The following is a 17656-nucleotide window of genomic DNA, read 5'->3' as shown; positions in this document are numbered from 1 at the left end:
CTTTTAGCTGCGATTAACGCTGATAGATAATTTCGACGCCTTCGTCGTCTTCATCATCCCAGTCATCATCCCAGTCATCATCTTCTTCCACTTCCTGAGCGGTCTCCAGCGCTTCACGATGGTAATCATCCCACATGAACGCGACCTTCTCAGGCTGCTTCTCTTCCAGTTCCGCTTCTTTAGGATTAGCGATGATAAAGCTCATCACATCCCAGCAGAGTTCATTCACGCCGGTACGGCTGGCGGCAGAGATAAGATAATATTTGTCATCCCAGCCGAGCGCCTCTGCAATCGCTTTAGCGCGGCTTTCAGCTTCTTCCTGACTCAGCAGGTCAGTTTTGTTAAACACCAGCCAGCGCGGCTTCTGATAGAGCTTCTCGCTATATTTTTCCAGCTCGCCAAGAATGATGCGGGCGTTTTCAACCGGATCGGTTTCGTCGATAGGCGCAATGTCGATCAGGTGCAGCAGGACGCGACAGCGCTCAAGATGCTTCAGGAAGCGAATGCCCAGCCCGGCGCCTTCCGCTGCGCCTTCAATCAGCCCCGGGATATCGGCCACGACAAAGCTTTTTTCGCTGTCCATGCGCACAACGCCCAGGCTGGGAACCAGCGTGGTAAACGGATAGTCCGCCACTTTTGGCTTCGCTGCAGAGACGGCGCGAATAAAGGTCGATTTACCCGCATTCGGCAGACCCAGCATGCCGACATCGGCCAGCAGCATCAGCTCCAGCTGCAGATCGCGTTTCTCGCCTGGCGTCCCCATGGTTTTCTGGCGCGGGGTGCGGTTAACCGAGGATTTAAAACGCGTGTTACCAAGACCGTGCCAGCCGCCTTTCGCTACCATCAGCTTCTGCTCATGGCGCGTCATATCGCCCAGCGTTTCACCGGTGCCCTGATCGATTATGCGCGTACCGACCGGCACTTTGATGGTGACATCTTTGCCACGTTTGCCGGTGCAGTCGCGGCTCTGACCATTCTGACCGCGCTCAGCGCGGAACGCTTTTTCAAAGCGATAATCGATCAGGGTATTGAGGTTTTCATCTGCCAGCAGATAGACGTCACCGCCATCACCGCCGTCACCGCCGTCCGGGCCGCCTTTAGGAATATATTTCTCGCGGCGGAAGCTAACGCAACCGTTGCCGCCATCGCCTGCGACCACAAGGATCGTCGCTTCATCAACAAACTTCATTCTATTTCTCCGTCACACTGTCGTCTGTCGCTGCAGAGAGCGGCAGACGGGTCCGCCAGGGTCTTCTGTGCTGACCGGCGGCGGATAATGCAAATCTGGTAATATGATATGTACAGAAAGTGTACAACAAACCGCGCAGCTTAGTTAGCGGGGAATCGATAACCGGCGGCAGAATGTAAAAAGCCCCGCAAAGCTGCGGGGCCTTTCCTTCGTGTGTTCAGACGATTATCGTCTGCAGCACGACAACCTTACTCAGCAACGATGCTGATATATTTACGGTTGTTCGGGCCTTTCACTTCGAATTTAACTTTGCCGTCTGTGGTAGCAAACAGGGTGTGGTCACGACCACAGCCTACATTGGTACCGGCGTGGAACTTGGTGCCACGCTGACGAACGATGATGCTACCTGCCAGAACAGATTCACCACCGAAACGCTTAACACCCAGACGTTTTGCGTTGGAGTCGCGACCGTTACGGGTCGAACCACCAGCCTTCTTATGTGCCATTTGTCAGATCTCCTCTTACGCGCTGATCGTCGTGATTTTCACATCAGTGAACCACTGACGGTGACCAGCTTGCTTACGGTAGTGTTTACGACGACGAAACTTAACAATCTTGATTTTTTCGCCGCGACCGTGAGCAACAACTTCTGCCTTGATCATTCCGCCTGAAACCAGTGGCGCGCCGATTTTCACGTCTTCGCCATTTGCAATCATCAGAACCTGGTCGAACTCAATGGTTTCGCCGGTTGCGATGTCCAGCTTTTCCAGGCGAACGGTCTGACCTTCGCTTACTCGGTGTTGTTTACCACCACTTTGGAAAACCGCGTACATATAAAACTCCGCTTCTGCGCTTGCCTTTCTGTGTAATCAGGCGGCGCGATAATATTCACAATAGGGCGCGAATTCTACGCAAATATCCAGCAGAAAACAAGCGCACTTTGCACTCTCCTGCAGAAAAAAAGCGCAGAGTGAATGCAACCGTTTCTCATCCTGAATTTTCAAGTACAATCAGTAACAGATTACCTGAACTCACGCTGGGTAAAAGCGCCTACCATGCAAAAAACGAGTCAAAGCTGAACAGACGAATGAACCTAGAACAAATTAACGAACTAACCGCGCAGGACATGGCGGCCGTCAACCAGACCATCCTCGACCAGCTGAATTCAGATGTCTCACTGATCAACCAGTTGGGCTACTACATTGTCAGCGGCGGAGGTAAACGCATTCGTCCGATGATTGCCGTGCTTTCAGCGCGTGCGCTCAACTATCAGGGTTCGCTGCATGTTACGAACGCAGCACTGATTGAATTTATCCACACGGCAACACTGCTGCATGATGATGTGGTGGATGAGTCTGACATGCGTCGCGGCAAAGCGACTGCGAATGCGGCGTTTGGTAATGCCGCCAGCGTGCTGGTAGGTGATTTTATCTATACGCGCGCTTTTCAGATGATGACCAGCCTCGGATCCTTAAAGATCCTCGCGCTGATGTCAGAAGCGGTGAATGTGATCGCAGAAGGCGAAGTGCTGCAGCTGATGAACTGTAACGATCCTGACATCACTGAAGAGAGCTACATGCGCGTGATCTACAGTAAAACGGCGCGTCTGTTTGAGGCTGCTTCTCAGGCCTCAGCGATTCTGGCAGAGGCTTCGCCTGCTCAGGAGAAAGCGCTGCAGGATTATGGTCGCTACCTTGGCACCGCTTTCCAGTTAATTGACGATTTGCTCGACTACAGCGCAGATGGCGAGACGCTGGGTAAAAATACCGGTGACGATCTCAGCGAAGGGAAACCGACGCTGCCCCTGCTGCATGCCATGCATCATGGCACCCCCGAGCAGGCCGCTATGATCCGCAGCGCGATTGAGGAAGGCAACGGACGCCATTTGCTGGAGCCGGTGCTGGCCGCTATGCAGCAGACGGGTTCACTGGAATGGACGCGCAAACGCGCTGAAGAAGAAGCGGATAAAGCGATTGCTGCGCTACAGCTGCTGCCTGAGAGTCCGTGGCGTACTGCGCTTGAAGCGCTGGCGCATATGTCAGTGCAGCGCGACTTTTAATTCCGGACGGAGCCGCCCGGCTCCGTTTTTTATTTTCCCGCCGTTTCCTGCGCCGTTTGCATAAGTTTGCACGCTTTTTGCGAATACCCGCCAGATTTTGCTACCTGGGTGTAACAATTACTGGAAATTAATGGAACCTTTTTGCTATATAGAGCCGTTAATTTCCAGTTTTACCCTTCACTGCCACAGCAGCGATTACGCATTACATGGATATGGAGAACAAGTTATGCAGACAAGGAAAGAGGATTGGCATCCTGCAGATATTATCGCAGCGCTACGCAAACGTGGTACTTCACTGGCGGCTCTGTCACGTGCGTCAGGACTTTGCTCCTCAACGCTCGCCAATGCGCTGTCACGCCCCTGGCCCAAAGGCGAGTGGCTTATCGCTATGGCGCTTGAGGTACATCCGGCAGAAATCTGGCCAAGCCGCTATTACGATCCTGACACCCTGCTTCTGCTGGATCGCAAAAAGCGGATCCGATCGCCCGATAGTCTGAAAAAGATCCCGGAAAAAAAATAAAAAAAAACCAGCCACGCTGCTGTGACTGGTTCTGGTCCATCATACTGACTGGCTTATTCGCCGCTGATACGCTCAATGTTCGCGCCCATCGCTTTGAGCTTATCTTCGATATGCTCATAGCCGCGATCGATATGGTAAATCCGGTCAACAACCGTAGTGCCTTCAGCAATACAGCCTGCCAGTACCAGACTCGCCGAAGCACGTAAATCGGTCGCCATAACCTGTGCACCCGAGAGCGTTTCCACACCGTGACAAATCGCCGTGTTGCTCTCGATTTCCGCATGCGCACCCATACGGATCAGTTCCGGGATGTGCATAAAGCGGTTTTCAAAGATGGTTTCTGTGATCACGCCCGTGCCTTCCGCCAGCAGATTCAGCAGAGTGAACTGCGCCTGCATATCGGTTGGAAAACCCGGATGCGGTGCAGTGCGGATATTCACCGCTTTTGGCCGCTTGCCGTGCATATCAAGACTAATCCAGTCATCACCGGTTTCAATCTCTGCACCCGCGTCGCGCAGTTTAGCCAGTACCGCATCCAGCGTATCCGGCTGTGCATTGCGGCAGATGACTTTGCCGCGCGAGATAGCCGCAGCCACAAGGAAGGTGCCGGTTTCGATACGATCCGGCAGCACGCGATAGACACCGCCACCCAGACGTTCCACACCTTCAATCGTAATTTTGTCCGTGCCTGCGCCAGAAATTTTTGCACCCAGCGTATTGAGGAAGTTTGCCGTATCAACAATCTCCGGCTCGCGCGCCGCGTTCTCGATTACCGTGGTGCCGGTTGCCAGCGTTGCCGCACTCATAATAGTTACGGTAGCGCCGACGCTGACTTTATCCATGACGATGTGCGCGCCTTTCAGGCGGCCATTGACTGAGGCTTTAACATAGCCCTCTTCCAGCTTAATTTCCGCGCCGAGCTGTTCCAGACCAGTGATATGCAGATCGACCGGACGGGCACCAATCGCGCAGCCGCCCGGCAGTGATACCTGACCCTGACCAAATCGTGCCACCAGCGGCCCGAGCGCCCAGATAGAAGCACGCATCGTTTTAACCAGATCGTAAGGAGCGCTGAAGACGTTAACTTCGCGCGCATCAACATGCACCGAACCGTTACGCTCTGTGCGTGCACCCAGCAGGCTCAGCAGCTTCATGGTGGTATCAATATCACGCAGCTGCGGGACATTCTGAATTTCTACCGGCTCTTCTGCCAGCAGCGCGGCAAACAGAATCGGCAGCGCTGCATTTTTTGCGCCGGAAATGGTCACTTCACCACTTAAGCGGGTGGGGCCTTGCACACGAAATTTGTCCATTAACACGGCTCTCAATTATCTATCAACAAAACAACCAGACTGGTACTCAGAATCCGTTAAGTTTACGGTCGCGAGCCCACTCGGCGGGAGTATAAGTCTTGATGGAAACCGCATGAATGCGATTATCCGCAATGTATTCCATCAGCGGCGCATAAACAGCCTGCTGTTTTTTTACCCGGCTCAGTTCGCCAAACATTTCGCCCACGGCGATCACCTGGAAATGGCTGCCGTCGTTGCTCATCACGTGGACTTCATCTAATGACAGCGCCTGCATCAGGACTGCCTGAACTTCACTATTTTCCATGGTTTATAACTTCACTTGATAATAATAAGGCGGATATCTTAGAGGAAAGCGGCTGAGTCTTAAATATGCAAAAGCCCCTGAACGCATCAGGGGCCTGGTTTTTCAGCCGTCAGATCAGACGCTTTTCTCCGCAGAAACAATAATCTGCTGAAGATTATAAAGCGTAATAAGAGAATGGAGTTTATCTGTCGCACCCGTGAACAGCGGCGTACTTCCCTGCGCGCGTACCATCTCGCGCAGATGCACCAGCAGCGCCAGCCCGGCCGAATCGACCCGCTCCAGAGCCGCCACATCAATGACATTTATATTCTGCATAACCGTTTCACGCTGCTGCCATAGTGTCAGCAGCGTATCCCGGTCAAGCTTGCCGCTCAGTACCAGCGTATCAGTACTGCGCTGCCAGCGTAACGATTCACTCATTATTGCTGTTTATCCAGTGTAATAGGTTGTGCCGCATAGGTTTTCAGCTGTGCAGTCAGGCCATCAATGCCTTTAGTGCGCAGCAGATCGCTCCACTCATTCTGCTTGGTGGTGATCATACTGATCCCTTCGGCAATCATATCGTAAGCCTGCCATTTTCCGCTCTGGCTGTTTTTACGCCACTGAAAATCGAGACGCACCGGCGGACGGCCGTTAGGATCAACAATGGTGACGCGAATAGCCACAATATTGGCATCGCCCAGCGGTTTTTCCGGCTGAATCTGGTAAGTCTGACCGTGATACAGCGCCAGCGCCTGCCCGTAAGCCTGGGCCAGGTAGTCACCGAATGCGGCAAAGTAGGCGTCGCGCTGTGCCGGCGTCGCTTCACGATAGTAACGGCCTAAAACCAGCGCGCCGGCATATTTAATCTGCACATAGGGCAGCAGCTCCTGGCGCACAATATCGCGCAGATAGTTGGGATCCTGCTTGATTTTCGGCTGTTCATTTTTCAGCCGGGTAAAAGTTTTGGCTGCGGCTTCATTCATCAGCTTATACGGGTTGCTCTGATCCGTATCCGCTGCCGTGGCGGCCAGGGGAGCGATTGCCAGCAGGGCAACCATCAGAAAACGTTTCAACATCGTGTTTTACCTCTTTGGATTATTCCGTTGTGGCAGGCGCAGGTGCACGCTCGCCATCCTGTGACTGATTCTCTTTGCTGCCGTCGCCGCTTTTGTAAAGGAACTGACCAATCAAATCCTCAAGCACCAGGGCAGATTTGGTGTCGCGCAACGTTCCGCCATCTTTCAGCATAGCTGAACCGAGATCCGGATCGTCAAAGCCCAGATTCAGCGCCAGAAACTGTTCGCCCAGCAAACCCTGCGTACGAATAGCCAGAGAACTGGTATCCGGGATTTTGTCGACATACTGTTCGCTGATATCCATGGTCACGCGCGGCGACAGGCTTTTCTCATCCAGTGAAATATCCGTTACGCGGCCAATGACGACGCCGCCAATTTTTACAGGTGAACTGATTTTCAGGCCGCCAATATTGTCAAAGGTAGCGTAGAGCTTCCACGTGGGCTCGGTGCCCAGCGATTTGAGATCGGCCACGCGCAGACTGAGAAACAGCAGCGCCACCAGCGCCGCCAGCATAAATACCCCTACCCAAATTTCATTTTTCTTGCTTTGCATTGCATCAGTTCCCAAACATCAGTGCGGTCAGCACAAAATCAAGCCCAAGCACCGCCAGTGAAGCGTGTACGACGGTACGCGTTGTTGCCCGGCTGATACCTTCCGACGTCGGAATCGCATCGTAGCCGTTAAACAGCGCAATCCAGGTTACCGTAATGGCAAAAACTGCGCTCTTGATCAGGCAGTTAAGGACATCATTATGAAAATCTACCGCGCTTTGCATCGCGGACCAGAAAAAGCCGGGATCGATACCTTTCCAGCCAACGCCAACCAGTGCACCACCGGCAATACCGACGGCCGTAAAAATCAGCGTTAACAGCGGCATACTGATAAAACCCGCCCAGAAGCGTGGCGAGACCACGCGGCGCAGCGGATCCACCGCCATCATCTCCATACTGGAGAGCTGCTCTGTGGCTTTCATCAGACCAATCTCTGCCGTCAGCGCCGAGCCGGCTCGTCCGGCAAACAGCAGCGCCGTGACAACCGGCCCCAGCTCACGCAGCAGCGACAGCGCCACCAGCATGCCAAGGCTGGTCTCCGCGCTGTAGGTGGTCAGCACCAGATATCCCTGCAGTCCCAGCACCATGCCGATAAACAGACCAGAAACCACAATAATCAGCAGCGAGAGTACGCCAACGCTATAAAGCTGCCTGATCAACAATGGAGCATGGCGGCGAAAAGCGGGTTTTCCCACCAGCGCATGAAACAGCATCAGACCGGCGCGACCAAAGGTCGCACAGCTGTTTATTCCCCGACGCCCGAACGACGCCAGTGCCTGTAACACCATGAGTTTACTCTCTCCCTGTCCGGGTCAAATCACTAAGATAGTCGCCGGCGGCGAAACGAAACGGCACCGGACCATCAGCATGCCCATCAATAAACTGGCGTACGCGCGGATCGGCGTTCTCCTTCAGCTGCCGGGTGCTGCCTTCAGCAATGATTTTTTGCCCGGCAACAATATAGGCGTGATCGGCGATGCTCAGGACTTCAGGCACATCATGCGATACCACAATACAGGTCACGCCCAGCGAGTGGTTCAGCTCATCAATCAGCTTGACCAGCACGCCCATAGTTATTGGATCCTGCCCCACAAACGGCTCATCAAACATAATGAGTTCCGGTTCCAGCGCAATGGCACGTGCCAGCGCAGCACGTCGCGCCATCCCGCCGGAGAGCTCTGCCGGCATAAGTTTTGCCGCGCCGCGCAGTCCGACCGCTTCAAGCTTCATCATCACCGTGCTGTGCAGCAGTTCCGGCGGTAGCTGAGTGTGCTCGCGCAGTGGCCAGGCGACGTTTTCATAGACGTTAAGATCGGTAAAGAGCGCGCCTGACTGAAACAGCATGCTCATTTTCTTACGGGCTTCATAGAGCTTGCGCCGTGACAGGCTGGGAATATTCTGGCCCTGAAACCAGATTTCGCCGTGGTCAGGCTGCAGCTGACCGCCAATCAGGCGTAACAGCGTTGTTTTTCCGATGCCGGAAGGTCCCATAATCGCGGTCACTTTGCCCGCCGGAACCGTAAGTGAAATATCATCGAATATCGTGCGATCGCCACGGGTGAAACTCACACCGCGCACCTCGACCAGATTCGTTTGCTGCTGAGTCATTATTACCTCGTTAAGCGGGTCGGGCGTACTAAATGGGGTGGATGGTAGCCTGGTAAACCGCAATTCACGATAGTTTTACAGAAACTTACCGGTTCAGTGTGGCGAAAACGGTCATTAAATTTACTTTTGTCGCTCAGAGAGTCAAAATCAGCGGCTGACTCTCCCCGCATCTCAGGTTTTTTTGCCGGCCAGGGTCCGCCGGCACCGTATCCATCAAGGATTTTTCATGTTTGTAGCTACCGCCCTGTTGTTTATCGGATTGCTGTTACTGGCTTACGGGGCCGATCGACTGGTCTTCAGCGCCGCCATTCTGTGCCGCTCATTCGGTATTCCGCCGCTGATTATCGGCATGACGGTAGTCAGTATCGGCACATCGCTACCGGAGCTGATTATTTCGTTTTCAGCTGCGCAACATGGACAGATGGATTTGGCCGTAGGCACCGCGCTGGGCTCAAACATTACGAATATCCTGTTAATTCTGGGTGGCGCCGCGCTGCTTCATCCTTTAACCGTACACTCCAATTTGATTCGGCGCGAACTTCCGCTGCTGCTGCTGGTCTCTTTGCTGAGCGGCATTATGCTGTTTGATAATTACCTGAGCCGGCTGGATGGTGTCGCGCTGTTGCTGATGGCGCTGTTCTATCTGCTGATCGTGATCCGCATTGCCCGCCGCGCCGGACATGACAACAGCGATACACTCACCCGGGAACAGCTGGCAGAACTGCCGCGCGATGAAGCGGGTAACACGGTAGCCTTTCTCTGGCTGGCGGTCGCGCTGATTATATTGCCGATGTCGACCCGTATGGTCATCGACAATGCCACCGTCTTTGCTGATTACTTTGGCGTAAGCGAGCTGGTGATGGGGCTGACGCTTATCGCGGTAGGGACCAGCCTGCCGGAGCTGGCCACGGTTGTCGCGGGTGCGCTGAAAGGTGAAGATGATATGGCGATTGGTAATCTGATCGGCGCCAATATTTTCAACCTGGCGATTGTTCTTGGCCTGCCCGCGCTGTTTCATCCGGGCGAGGTCAATCCGCTCGCGTTTAGCCGTGATTACTGGGTCATGCTCGGCGTCAGCGTAGTGTTTGCCCTGTTTTGTCTGCTGCGTAAGCGGCGCGTCGGCCGGATAGCCGGCGCGCTGTTACTGAGCGGATTTCTTCTCTGGGTGCTATGGCTGTGGCTCAGCCCCACCCTTCTTACTGGCTATTAAGGATGCACTGATATGTCACAGCAGCATGCAGAGTTTGATTTTCAGCAGGCGGGTAAAAAGGTTCTGCGCATCGAACGTGAAGGACTTGAACAGCTTGATCAGTATATCAATGACGACTTCAGCCGCGCCTGCCAGCTGCTTTATGCCTGCCAGGGAAAAGTCGTGGTGATGGGCATGGGCAAGTCAGGACATATCGGTAAGAAAATGGCCGCGACCTTTGCCAGCACCGGCACCGCCTCCTTTTTTGTGCATCCGGGCGAGGCGAGCCATGGCGACCTCGGCATGGTGAGCGCCAGCGATGTGGTTATCGCCATCTCGAACAGCGGCGAGTCGGCAGAGATCCTGGCGCTGATCCCGGTGCTGAAGCGACAGAAAGTGCAGCTGATCTGTATGACCAGCCGCCCGGAGAGCGCCATGGGCCGCGCGGCAGATGTTCACCTGTGTGTGAAAGTGCCGCAGGAAGCGTGCCCGCTGGGACTGGCACCAACGTCCAGCACCACGGCAACGCTGGTGATGGGCGATGCGCTGGCGGTGGCGCTGCTTGAGGCGCGCGGTTTTACGCCAGAGGATTTTGCTCTGTCGCATCCTGGCGGCGCGCTGGGTCGTAAACTGCTGCTGCACGTCAGCGACATTATGCACAGCGGCGATGAAATTCCGCACGTCACGCGCGAGGCGTCGCTGCGTGATGCCCTGCTGGAGATCACGCGCAAAAACCTCGGTCTCACGGTGATCGTCGATGACTTAATGAAAATTGAAGGGATTTTTACCGATGGCGATCTGCGCCGTATTTTTGATATGGGCGTCGATTTTCAGTCAGCGCGTATTCAGGACGTCATGACGCGTGGCGGCATCCGCGTCCGGCCAAATATGCTGGCGGTAGAGGCCTTAAATCTGATGCAAAATAAAAATATCACTGCCGTCCTGGTAGCCGATGAAGATCGGCTGCTGGGCGTCGTCCACATGCATGACATGCTGCGCGCTGGCGTAGTCTGAACAGGAAATGTAAATGAACGCTGAAAATGCGCTGGTTGCCACCTGCTATGGTCCGGTATCAGCTGAAGTCATGGCACGGGCAGCGCAAATCCGCCTGCTGATTTGTGATGTCGATGGCGTCATGTCAGACGGCCTGATCTATATGGGAAACAGCGGTGAAGAGCTGAAGGCGTTTAATGTGCGGGATGGCTACGGCATACGTTGCCTGCTGACCTCCGGCATCGAAGTCGCTATTATAACCGGCCGTCGCGCTAAGCTGCTGGAAGATCGCTGTGAAACGCTGGGCATTACGCATCTTTACCAGGGACAATCAGATAAGCTTTTGGCGTGGCGCGAACTTCTGGATAAACTGTCACTGGACAGCACGCAGGTTGCCTATATTGGCGACGATCTGATCGACTGGCCGGTCATGGCGCAGGCGGGTCTGAGTGTTGCCGTAGCGGATGCACATCCGGTCTTGCTGCCGCGTGCAGACTATGTCACACGCATCGGCGGCGGACGCGGTGCGGTACGCGAAATATGCGACCTGATATTACTGGCGCAGAATAAATTTGAGGATGCCAGAGGGCAATCAGTATGAGTAAAAGCAGGCGTTGGATAACGCTGATTCTGGCTCTGGTCGCGCTGATATTGATCGGCTGGAACCTGACGAATCAGGATGAGAGTGCCACGCCGTTGGCTTCAAACGATCAGGAGCCAACCTACACCAGCGCGAACTCTAATACCGTGGTATACAACCCAACGGGTGCACTGGCCTACAAGCTTGTCTCCGATAAAGTGACCTATTTTTCAGCTGATGAAGTCAGCTGGTTTGATCGTCCCGTTATGACAACCTTTGATGAAAACAAAGTGCCAACCTGGTCAGTACGGGCGGACAAAGCAAAGCTAACGAAAGATCGTATGCTTTATCTGTATGGCCACGTTGAAGTGCATACGCTGACGCAGGATTCTCAGCTGGAACGCATTATCACTGATAACGCGCAGGTCAATCTGGTGACCCAGGATGTCATGTCTGACGACCAGGTGACGCTATTTGGCCGCAGTTTTAACTCCACGGGCATGAAGATGCGCGGCAATTTGCGGACAAAAAACGCCGAACTGCTTGAAAAGGTCAAAACCTCTTATGAAATTCAAAATGAACAAAAATAGCGTTAACGCGCTGCTGCTGGGATCGCTGCTGATTGGCAGCCTGCCCGCGCTGGCTGTCACCGGCGACTCAGAAAAACCGGTTAATATCGACTCCGTTAATCAGGCGCTGGATCTGCAGGGCAACGTGGCGACCTTTACCGGCAATGTTATTGTCACGCAGGGCACGATTAAAATTACAGCGGATAAAGTCGTGGTAACCCGTCCCGGCGGCGACAGCAACAAAACCATTGTTGATGCCTATGGCAATCCGGCTACGTTTTATCAGATGCAGGACAACGGCAAGCCGGTTAAAGGCCATGCCGCTAAGCTGCACTATGAGCTGGCCAACGATTTTGTCGAGCTGACCGGTAATGCTTTTATTGAACAGCAGGACAGCAACATCAAAGGCGATCGCATCACCTATCTGGTGAAAGAGCAGAAAATGCAGGCCTATAGTCAGGGTCAAAGCAAACGCGTCACCACGGTGCTGGTTCCTTCACAGCTGCAGGATAAAAACGGTTCCGCTGCGAGCCCTAAAAAGAGTAACTGACCGATGGCAACTTTAGTCGCTGAAAATCTGGCCAAAGCGTATAAAGGCCGCCGCGTAGTGGAAGATGTCAGCCTGCAGGTTAAATCGGGCGAGATTGTCGGACTGCTGGGTCCTAACGGCGCCGGTAAGACCACGACATTTTATATGGTGGTCGGCATTGTCCCGCGCGATGCGGGCCGCATTATTATCGATGATGAGGATATCAGTATCCTGCCCCTGCACGCCCGTGCGCGTCGTGGTATCGGATATCTGCCGCAGGAAGCCTCTATTTTCCGGCGGCTGAGCGTGTATGACAATCTGATGGGCGTGCTGCAGATCCGCGACGATCTGACCGAAGAGCAGCGCCAGGATCGCGCCAATGAGCTGATGGAAGAGTTCCATATTGAGCATCTGCGCAACAGCCTGGGCCAGGCGCTCTCCGGGGGAGAACGTCGCCGCGTTGAAATTGCACGCGCGCTGGCAGCGAATCCAAAGTTCATTCTGCTGGATGAGCCGTTCGCCGGGGTTGACCCCATCTCCGTTATCGATATCAAAAAGATCATCGAACATTTGCGCGACAGCGGCCTCGGTGTCCTGATCACCGACCATAACGTGCGTGAAACGCTGGCCGTCTGCGAACGCGCCTATATTGTCAGCCAGGGCAATCTGATTGCACACGGCACGCCGGATGAAATTCTGGCAGATGAGCAGGTTAAGCGGGTTTATTTGGGCGAAGAGTTCAGACTCTGATAAGGTGTCGATTAACCCGATATTCGCTTAGGACATTCAAGCCGGATTATGAAGCAAGGTTTGCAACTCAGGTTCAGCCAACAGCTGGCGATGACCCCCCAGCTGCAACAGGCCATTCGCCTGCTGCAGCTCTCTACGCTTGAACTCCAGCAGGAGCTCCAGCTGGCGCTGGAGAGCAATCCGCTGCTTGAGCAGACCGATATTCATGATGAAGTGGACGCACGCGAAACGCAGGAAAGCGATACGTTAGATACCCGTGAGGCGCTGGAACAGAAAGAGATGCCTGACGAGCTGCCGCTGGATGCGTCGTGGGATGAAATTTATACCGCCGGCACCCCTTCCGGCACCGGAACAGATTATCAGGATGATGAACTGCCGGTGTATCAGGGAGAAACCACGCAGTCGCTGCAGGATTACCTGATGTGGCAGGTGGAGCTGACCCCGTTTACCGATACCGATCGCGCTATTGCGACATCGATTGTTGATGCGATCGACACGACCGGTTATCTCACCGTGACGCTGCAGGAAATTTGCGACAGTATCGGCGACGATGAGCTGACGCTGGATGAGGTAGAGGCGGTTCTCAAGCGCGTCCAGCGGTTTGATCCGGTTGGCGTAGGCGCGCGCGATCTGCGCGACTGTCTGCTGGTTCAGCTATCGCAATATGCGGCTGACGCTCCTATGCTAAAAGAGGCGCGCCTGATTGTCAGTGAACATCTCGATCTGCTGGCTAATCACGACTTCCGCAGCCTGATGCGGGTGACCCGCCTGAAAGAAGAGGTGCTGAAAGAGGCGATGCTGTTGATACAGTCGCTCGATCCGCGCCCCGGACAATCGATTAATACGGGTGAACCGGAATACGTTATTCCGGATGTGCTGGTGCGCAAAGCGGGCGCACGCTGGATAGTGGAACTGAACGCTGAAAGCCTGCCGCGTCTGCGGATCAACCAGCACTATGCCGCCATGGGCGGTTCAGCGCGCAGCGATAGCGACAGCCAGTTTATTCGCAATAATCTGCAGGAAGCGCGCTGGCTCATTAAAAGCCTGGAGAGTCGTAATGACACTCTGCTCAAGGTTACCCGCTGTATCGTTGCGCAGCAGCAGGCGTTTTTTGAGCAGGGCGAAGAGTATATGCGTCCGATGGTGCTGGCAGATATCGCGCAACAGGTCGATATGCACGAGTCCACCATCTCACGCGTGACCACGCAAAAATATCTGCACAGTCCGCGTGGTATTTTTGAGCTGAAATATTTTTTCTCCAGCCATGTCAGCACGGAAGGCGGCGGCGAAGCCTCGTCTACGGCCATTCGTGCGCTGGTAAAAAAACTGGTCGCGGCAGAAAATCCCGCAAAGCCCTTGAGCGACAGCAAACTGACCGCCATGTTATCTGAACAGGGTATTATGGTAGCGCGACGTACGGTTGCGAAGTATCGCGAGTCTTTATCTATACCGCCATCAAACCAGCGTAAACAGCTGGTCTGACCGAACTCAGAAGGAAGACCTATGCAGCTAAACCTTACCGGACTCAATGTCGAAATCACTGACCCGCTGCGCGAATTTGTGAACAGCAAATTTGGCAAACTTGAACACTATTACGATCGAATCAATCAGGTTTATATTGTTCTGAAAGTGGAGAAAGTGACTCAGATTGCAGAGGCAACTCTGCACGTTAACGGCGGTGAGCTGCACGCCACAGCGGAAGCGGAAGATATGTACGCGGCCATTGACGGGCTGGTTGATAAGCTGGCACGTCAGCTGACCAAACATAAAGACAAACTGAAAAAACACTAACCTTCACGTTTGCAGAGCGCTGACCCGTTCAGCGCTCAGGGAAAAATGGGGCGGAAGAGCGCCCCGTTTTATCATCTGCGCAAGCGCCAGCAGGGCTTTTCGCTCTGTGGCTATGTGAACTCGCAAGTGAAACCACGATGAACAACGATCTGACACTGGAATTGAGCTCGGTTCTGACGCCTGACTGCACCCGCAGCGGCGTACACTGCCAGAGTAAAAAACGCGCGCTGGAGATTATCAGCGAACTGGCGGCTAAGCAGCTCAATCTGCCGCACCAGACGCTTTTCGAAGCGATTCTGACCCGCGAGCGTATGGGCAGTACCGGCATTGGCAACGGCATTGCTATTCCGCATGGCAAACTGGAAGAGGATACGCTGCGGGCGGTGGGGGTGTTTATCAGCCTCGATCAGCCAATTGCTTTTGACGCCGTGGATAATCAGCCGGTCGATCTGCTGTTCGCTCTGCTGGTGCCTGCCGATCAGTGTAAGACGCACCTTCATACCCTGTCGCTGGTCGCAAAACGCCTGGCAGATAAGACGGTCTGCCGTCGCCTGCGTGCGGCCCAGAGTGATCAAGAGCTCTACGCCATTATCACAGAAGCTCAGGAAGCGCATTCGTAATCAGTACATAGCGTTACCGGTCTGCAGGCCGGATAAAACAGGGGAGAATAGTGATGGTGCTGATGATCGTCAGTGGTCGATCAGGCTCAGGTAAATCAGTTGCGCTGCGTGCCCTGGAGGATATGGGCTTTTACTGTGTCGACAATCTGCCGGTAGTCCTGCTGCCTGAGCTGGCGAATACGCTGACAGAGCGGAATATTTCGGCGGCGGTGAGTATTGATGTACGCAACATGCCGGAGTCGCAGGAAGTCTTTGAGCTGGCGTTAAATAATCTGCCTGACTCTTTCTCTCCTCAGCTGCTGTTTCTGGATGCCGATCGCAATACGCTGATCCGGCGCTACAGCGACACCCGTCGCCTGCATCCGCTCTCCAGCAAAAACCTGTCGCTGGAAAGCGCCATTGATGAAGAGAACGATCTGCTGGAGCCGCTGCGCTCGCGTGCCGATCTGATTATTGATACCTCAGAGATGTCAGTGCATGAGCTGGCTGAGATGCTGCGCACCCGCCTGCTGGGCAAGCGCGAACGCGAACTCACGATGGTGTTTGAGTCGTTCGGTTTCAAACACGGTATCCCGATCGATGCCGACTACGTGTTTGACGTGCGCTTTTTGCCTAACCCGCACTGGGATCCCAAGCTGCGTCCGATGACGGGCCTCGATCGACCGGTGGCGGCGTTCCTGGATCGGCATACAGAAGTACATAATTTTATCTACCAGACGCGCAGCTATCTTGAGCTATGGCTGCCGATGCTGGAAACCAACAACCGCAGCTACCTTACTGTGGCGATCGGCTGTACCGGTGGCAAACATCGTTCCGTGTATATCGCCGAGCAGCTGGCTGACTATTTCCGTTCGCGCGGTAAAAACGTGCAGTCGCGTCATCGCACACTGGAAAAGCGTAAATCATGACCGTAAAGCAAACTGTCGAAATCCGTAACAAGCTGGGTATGCATGCGCGCCCGGCGATGAAGCTGTTTGAGCTGGTGCAGAGCTTTGACGCGGATGTTCTGCTGCGCAATGAAGCGGGCACCGAGGCTGAGGCGAGCAGCGTTATTGCGCTGCTGATGCTGGATTCAGCAAAAGGCGGTCATATTGAAATTGAAGCCAGCGGACCGCAGGAAACTGCGGCGCTGGCCGCCGTTATTGAGCTGTTTGAATCGGGCTTTGACGAAGAGTAAAGGTTTTAGTGTAGCCGGTAGCGATTCAGGAAACCCTCCCCTCCCAGCTGGCGCATCTGACGCATGATCCACTGCTGACGCTGGCGAACATAGCCTGAAGGCGCATCCGCGCGAAAACGGATCGGATTAGGTAATACTGCAGCCAGCAGGGCAGCCTCTGCGATAGTCAGGCGGCTGGCGGGCTTATGGAAATAGTGCTGCGCTGCAGCTTCAGCGCCAAAAACGCCGGGACCGAACTCAGCAATATTAAGGTAGACCGTCAGAATACGACGTTTACTCCAGACGGTTTCAATGCCAACCGTCATCCCCGCCTCCAGCCCTTTACGTAGCCAGCTACGTCCGTCCCACAAAAAGAGATTTTTCGCGGTCTGCTGAGAAAGCGTTGACGCGCCACGCATGCGCTCGCCGCTGCTGTTGTCGAGCACCTGCTGAATAGCGCCAACGTCAAAACCCCAGTGCTCAGGGAATTTCTGATCTTCGGCGGCAATCACGGCCAGCGCCATCCACGGGGAGATGTTATCCATGCTGACCCACTCTGAATGTGCGACATAACTGATATCTCCGTGCAGCCAGGCGCCTGCCTGACGTTCCGCCATAACCGCGGAAAAAGGCACGGGTAAAAAAGCGAAAACGGCAATTCCTCCGATCCAGAGTACTGCCCATGCCAGCAGACATTTAACCATCAGCGACCTGAAAAGGCTGAACCCTTTCCCTCTGTATTTTTTCATTACCTCTTCCTGTATCCCTTCCCTGTATTAATTAATCACTCTGGTCATGATTGCGTCCAGTGCTCATTGTTATACTTGCCTGCATGCTGCCAGCCGGTTTCCGGAGCTGAAAAAGCGTTCAGGCCAG

At 54.2% G+C, this 17656-nt stretch carries 24 protein-coding genes; 13 read left to right on the top strand and 11 right to left on the bottom strand.

The window, feature by feature from the left end; translation table 11 throughout:
* Window positions 1-13 precede the first annotated feature (13 nt).
* The 3 genes from cgtA to rplU form a co-directional block, all read right to left on the bottom strand.
* Window positions 14-1189 (bottom strand): Obg family GTPase CgtA, encoded by a 1176-nt coding sequence (gene cgtA, locus F3J39_RS13570; protein WP_039382251.1) that lies wholly within the window; start codon window positions 1187-1189, stop codon window positions 14-16.
* 248 nt (window positions 1190-1437) lie between these two features.
* Window positions 1438-1695, bottom strand: coding sequence for a 50S ribosomal protein L27 (gene rpmA, locus F3J39_RS13565; RefSeq protein WP_039382249.1), 258 nt, complete (start codon window positions 1693-1695; stop codon window positions 1438-1440).
* 15 nt (window positions 1696-1710) lie between these two features.
* Window positions 1711-2022, bottom strand: a complete 312-nt coding sequence (rplU, locus tag F3J39_RS13560) for a 50S ribosomal protein L21 (RefSeq protein ID WP_039382246.1) — start codon at window positions 2020-2022, stop codon at window positions 1711-1713.
* A 254-nt stretch (window positions 2023-2276) separates the two neighbouring features.
* Between rplU and ispB the strand changes: the two genes are divergently transcribed.
* Both ispB and F3J39_RS13550 read left to right on the top strand, forming a co-directional pair.
* Window positions 2277-3248: an octaprenyl diphosphate synthase gene (gene ispB / locus F3J39_RS13555; protein WP_039382243.1), complete on the top strand. Its 972-nt coding sequence runs from the start codon at window positions 2277-2279 to the stop codon at window positions 3246-3248.
* 226 nt (window positions 3249-3474) lie between these two features.
* A complete protein-coding gene (locus F3J39_RS13550; RefSeq protein ID WP_039382241.1) occupies window positions 3475-3768 on the top strand; it encodes a helix-turn-helix transcriptional regulator in 294 nt (97 codons plus the stop codon).
* 53 nt (window positions 3769-3821) lie between these two features.
* Here the strand turns inward: F3J39_RS13550 and murA are convergent, their stop codons facing one another.
* From murA to mlaF, 7 genes are all read right to left on the bottom strand, one after another.
* On the bottom strand, window positions 3822-5081 hold the full coding sequence (gene murA / locus F3J39_RS13545; RefSeq protein WP_039382238.1) for a UDP-N-acetylglucosamine 1-carboxyvinyltransferase: 1260 nt from the start codon (window positions 5079-5081) through the stop codon (window positions 3822-3824).
* Between the two features lie 46 nt (window positions 5082-5127).
* On the bottom strand, window positions 5128-5385 hold the full coding sequence (ibaG, locus tag F3J39_RS13540; RefSeq protein ID WP_039382236.1) for a BolA family iron metabolism protein IbaG: 258 nt from the start codon (window positions 5383-5385) through the stop codon (window positions 5128-5130).
* A gap of 114 nt (window positions 5386-5499) precedes the next feature.
* Window positions 5500-5805, bottom strand: coding sequence for a lipid asymmetry maintenance protein MlaB (gene mlaB / locus F3J39_RS13535; protein ID WP_166714308.1), 306 nt, complete (start codon window positions 5803-5805; stop codon window positions 5500-5502).
* The gene (mlaC, locus tag F3J39_RS13530) at window positions 5805-6443 is read right to left on the bottom strand and encodes a phospholipid-binding protein MlaC (protein ID WP_039382232.1); all 639 of its coding nucleotides are present in this window, start codon (window positions 6441-6443) and stop codon (window positions 5805-5807) included. The genes mlaB and mlaC overlap by 1 nt, the downstream gene beginning before the upstream one ends.
* 19 nt (window positions 6444-6462) lie before the next feature.
* Complete coding sequence (mlaD, locus tag F3J39_RS13525) at window positions 6463-6996, bottom strand: outer membrane lipid asymmetry maintenance protein MlaD (protein ID WP_039382230.1); 534 nt, start codon at window positions 6994-6996, stop codon at window positions 6463-6465.
* Window positions 6997-7000: 4 nt separating this feature from the next.
* A complete protein-coding gene (gene mlaE / locus F3J39_RS13520) occupies window positions 7001-7783 on the bottom strand; it encodes a lipid asymmetry maintenance ABC transporter permease subunit MlaE (RefSeq protein ID WP_039382227.1) in 783 nt (260 codons plus the stop codon).
* 4 nt (window positions 7784-7787) lie between these two features.
* Window positions 7788-8603, bottom strand: coding sequence for a phospholipid ABC transporter ATP-binding protein MlaF (gene mlaF / locus F3J39_RS13515; protein WP_039382224.1), 816 nt, complete (start codon window positions 8601-8603; stop codon window positions 7788-7790).
* 226 nt (window positions 8604-8829) lie between these two features.
* Between mlaF and F3J39_RS13510 the strand changes: the two genes are divergently transcribed.
* The 11 genes from F3J39_RS13510 to npr all read left to right on the top strand — a co-directional run bounded on the left by F3J39_RS13510 (window position 8830) and on the right by npr (window position 16801).
* Window positions 8830-9813: a calcium/sodium antiporter gene (locus F3J39_RS13510; RefSeq protein ID WP_104085590.1), complete on the top strand. Its 984-nt coding sequence runs from the start codon at window positions 8830-8832 to the stop codon at window positions 9811-9813.
* A 12-nt stretch (window positions 9814-9825) separates the two neighbouring features.
* On the top strand, window positions 9826-10806 hold the full coding sequence (gene kdsD, locus F3J39_RS13505; RefSeq protein ID WP_039382218.1) for an arabinose-5-phosphate isomerase KdsD: 981 nt from the start codon (window positions 9826-9828) through the stop codon (window positions 10804-10806).
* Between the two features lie 13 nt (window positions 10807-10819).
* A complete protein-coding gene (gene kdsC / locus F3J39_RS13500) occupies window positions 10820-11386 on the top strand; it encodes a 3-deoxy-manno-octulosonate-8-phosphatase KdsC (protein ID WP_039382215.1) in 567 nt (188 codons plus the stop codon).
* Complete coding sequence (gene lptC, locus F3J39_RS13495; RefSeq protein ID WP_065650292.1) at window positions 11383-11955, top strand: LPS export ABC transporter periplasmic protein LptC; 573 nt, start codon at window positions 11383-11385, stop codon at window positions 11953-11955. Before kdsC ends, lptC begins: the two co-directional genes overlap by 4 nt.
* Window positions 11930-12484 carry a lipopolysaccharide ABC transporter substrate-binding protein LptA gene (gene lptA, locus F3J39_RS13490; protein ID WP_039382207.1) on the top strand — a complete coding sequence of 185 codons (555 nt, stop codon included), beginning with the start codon at window positions 11930-11932 and terminating at the stop codon, window positions 12482-12484. Before lptC ends, lptA begins: the two co-directional genes overlap by 26 nt.
* Window positions 12485-12487: 3 nt before the next feature.
* Complete coding sequence (gene lptB, locus F3J39_RS13485) at window positions 12488-13213, top strand: LPS export ABC transporter ATP-binding protein (RefSeq protein ID WP_039382204.1); 726 nt, start codon at window positions 12488-12490, stop codon at window positions 13211-13213.
* A gap of 48 nt (window positions 13214-13261) precedes the next feature.
* On the top strand, window positions 13262-14695 hold the full coding sequence (rpoN, locus tag F3J39_RS13480) for an RNA polymerase factor sigma-54 (RefSeq protein ID WP_039382200.1): 1434 nt from the start codon (window positions 13262-13264) through the stop codon (window positions 14693-14695).
* A gap of 21 nt (window positions 14696-14716) precedes the next feature.
* Window positions 14717-15004, top strand: coding sequence for a ribosome hibernation promoting factor (hpf, locus tag F3J39_RS13475; RefSeq protein WP_039382198.1), 288 nt, complete (start codon window positions 14717-14719; stop codon window positions 15002-15004).
* A 137-nt stretch (window positions 15005-15141) separates the two neighbouring features.
* The gene (gene ptsN, locus F3J39_RS13470; protein ID WP_039382195.1) at window positions 15142-15624 is read left to right on the top strand and encodes a PTS IIA-like nitrogen regulatory protein PtsN; all 483 of its coding nucleotides are present in this window, start codon (window positions 15142-15144) and stop codon (window positions 15622-15624) included.
* Window positions 15625-15677: 53 nt separating this feature from the next.
* Entirely contained in the window at window positions 15678-16532 is an 855-nt protein-coding gene (rapZ, locus tag F3J39_RS13465; protein WP_039382191.1) for an RNase adapter RapZ, read from the top strand.
* On the top strand, window positions 16529-16801 hold the full coding sequence (gene npr, locus F3J39_RS13460; protein WP_039382188.1) for a PTS phosphocarrier protein NPr: 273 nt from the start codon (window positions 16529-16531) through the stop codon (window positions 16799-16801). The genes rapZ and npr overlap by 4 nt, the downstream gene beginning before the upstream one ends.
* 5 nt (window positions 16802-16806) lie before the next feature.
* On the opposite strand, the gene mtgA is transcribed toward npr, so the two are convergent.
* Window positions 16807-17529 (bottom strand): monofunctional biosynthetic peptidoglycan transglycosylase, encoded by a 723-nt coding sequence (gene mtgA / locus F3J39_RS13455; protein ID WP_104085591.1) that lies wholly within the window; start codon window positions 17527-17529, stop codon window positions 16807-16809.
* Window positions 17530-17656 lie beyond the last annotated feature (127 nt).

This window comes from Pantoea sp. Acro-807 (assembly GCF_011752675.1).
Lineage (GTDB): Bacteria > Pseudomonadota > Gammaproteobacteria > Enterobacterales > Enterobacteriaceae > Pantoea > Pantoea eucrina.
The sequence above is the reverse complement of the archived record's forward strand: the minus strand, read 5'-3'. Positions and strand labels throughout refer to the sequence as shown.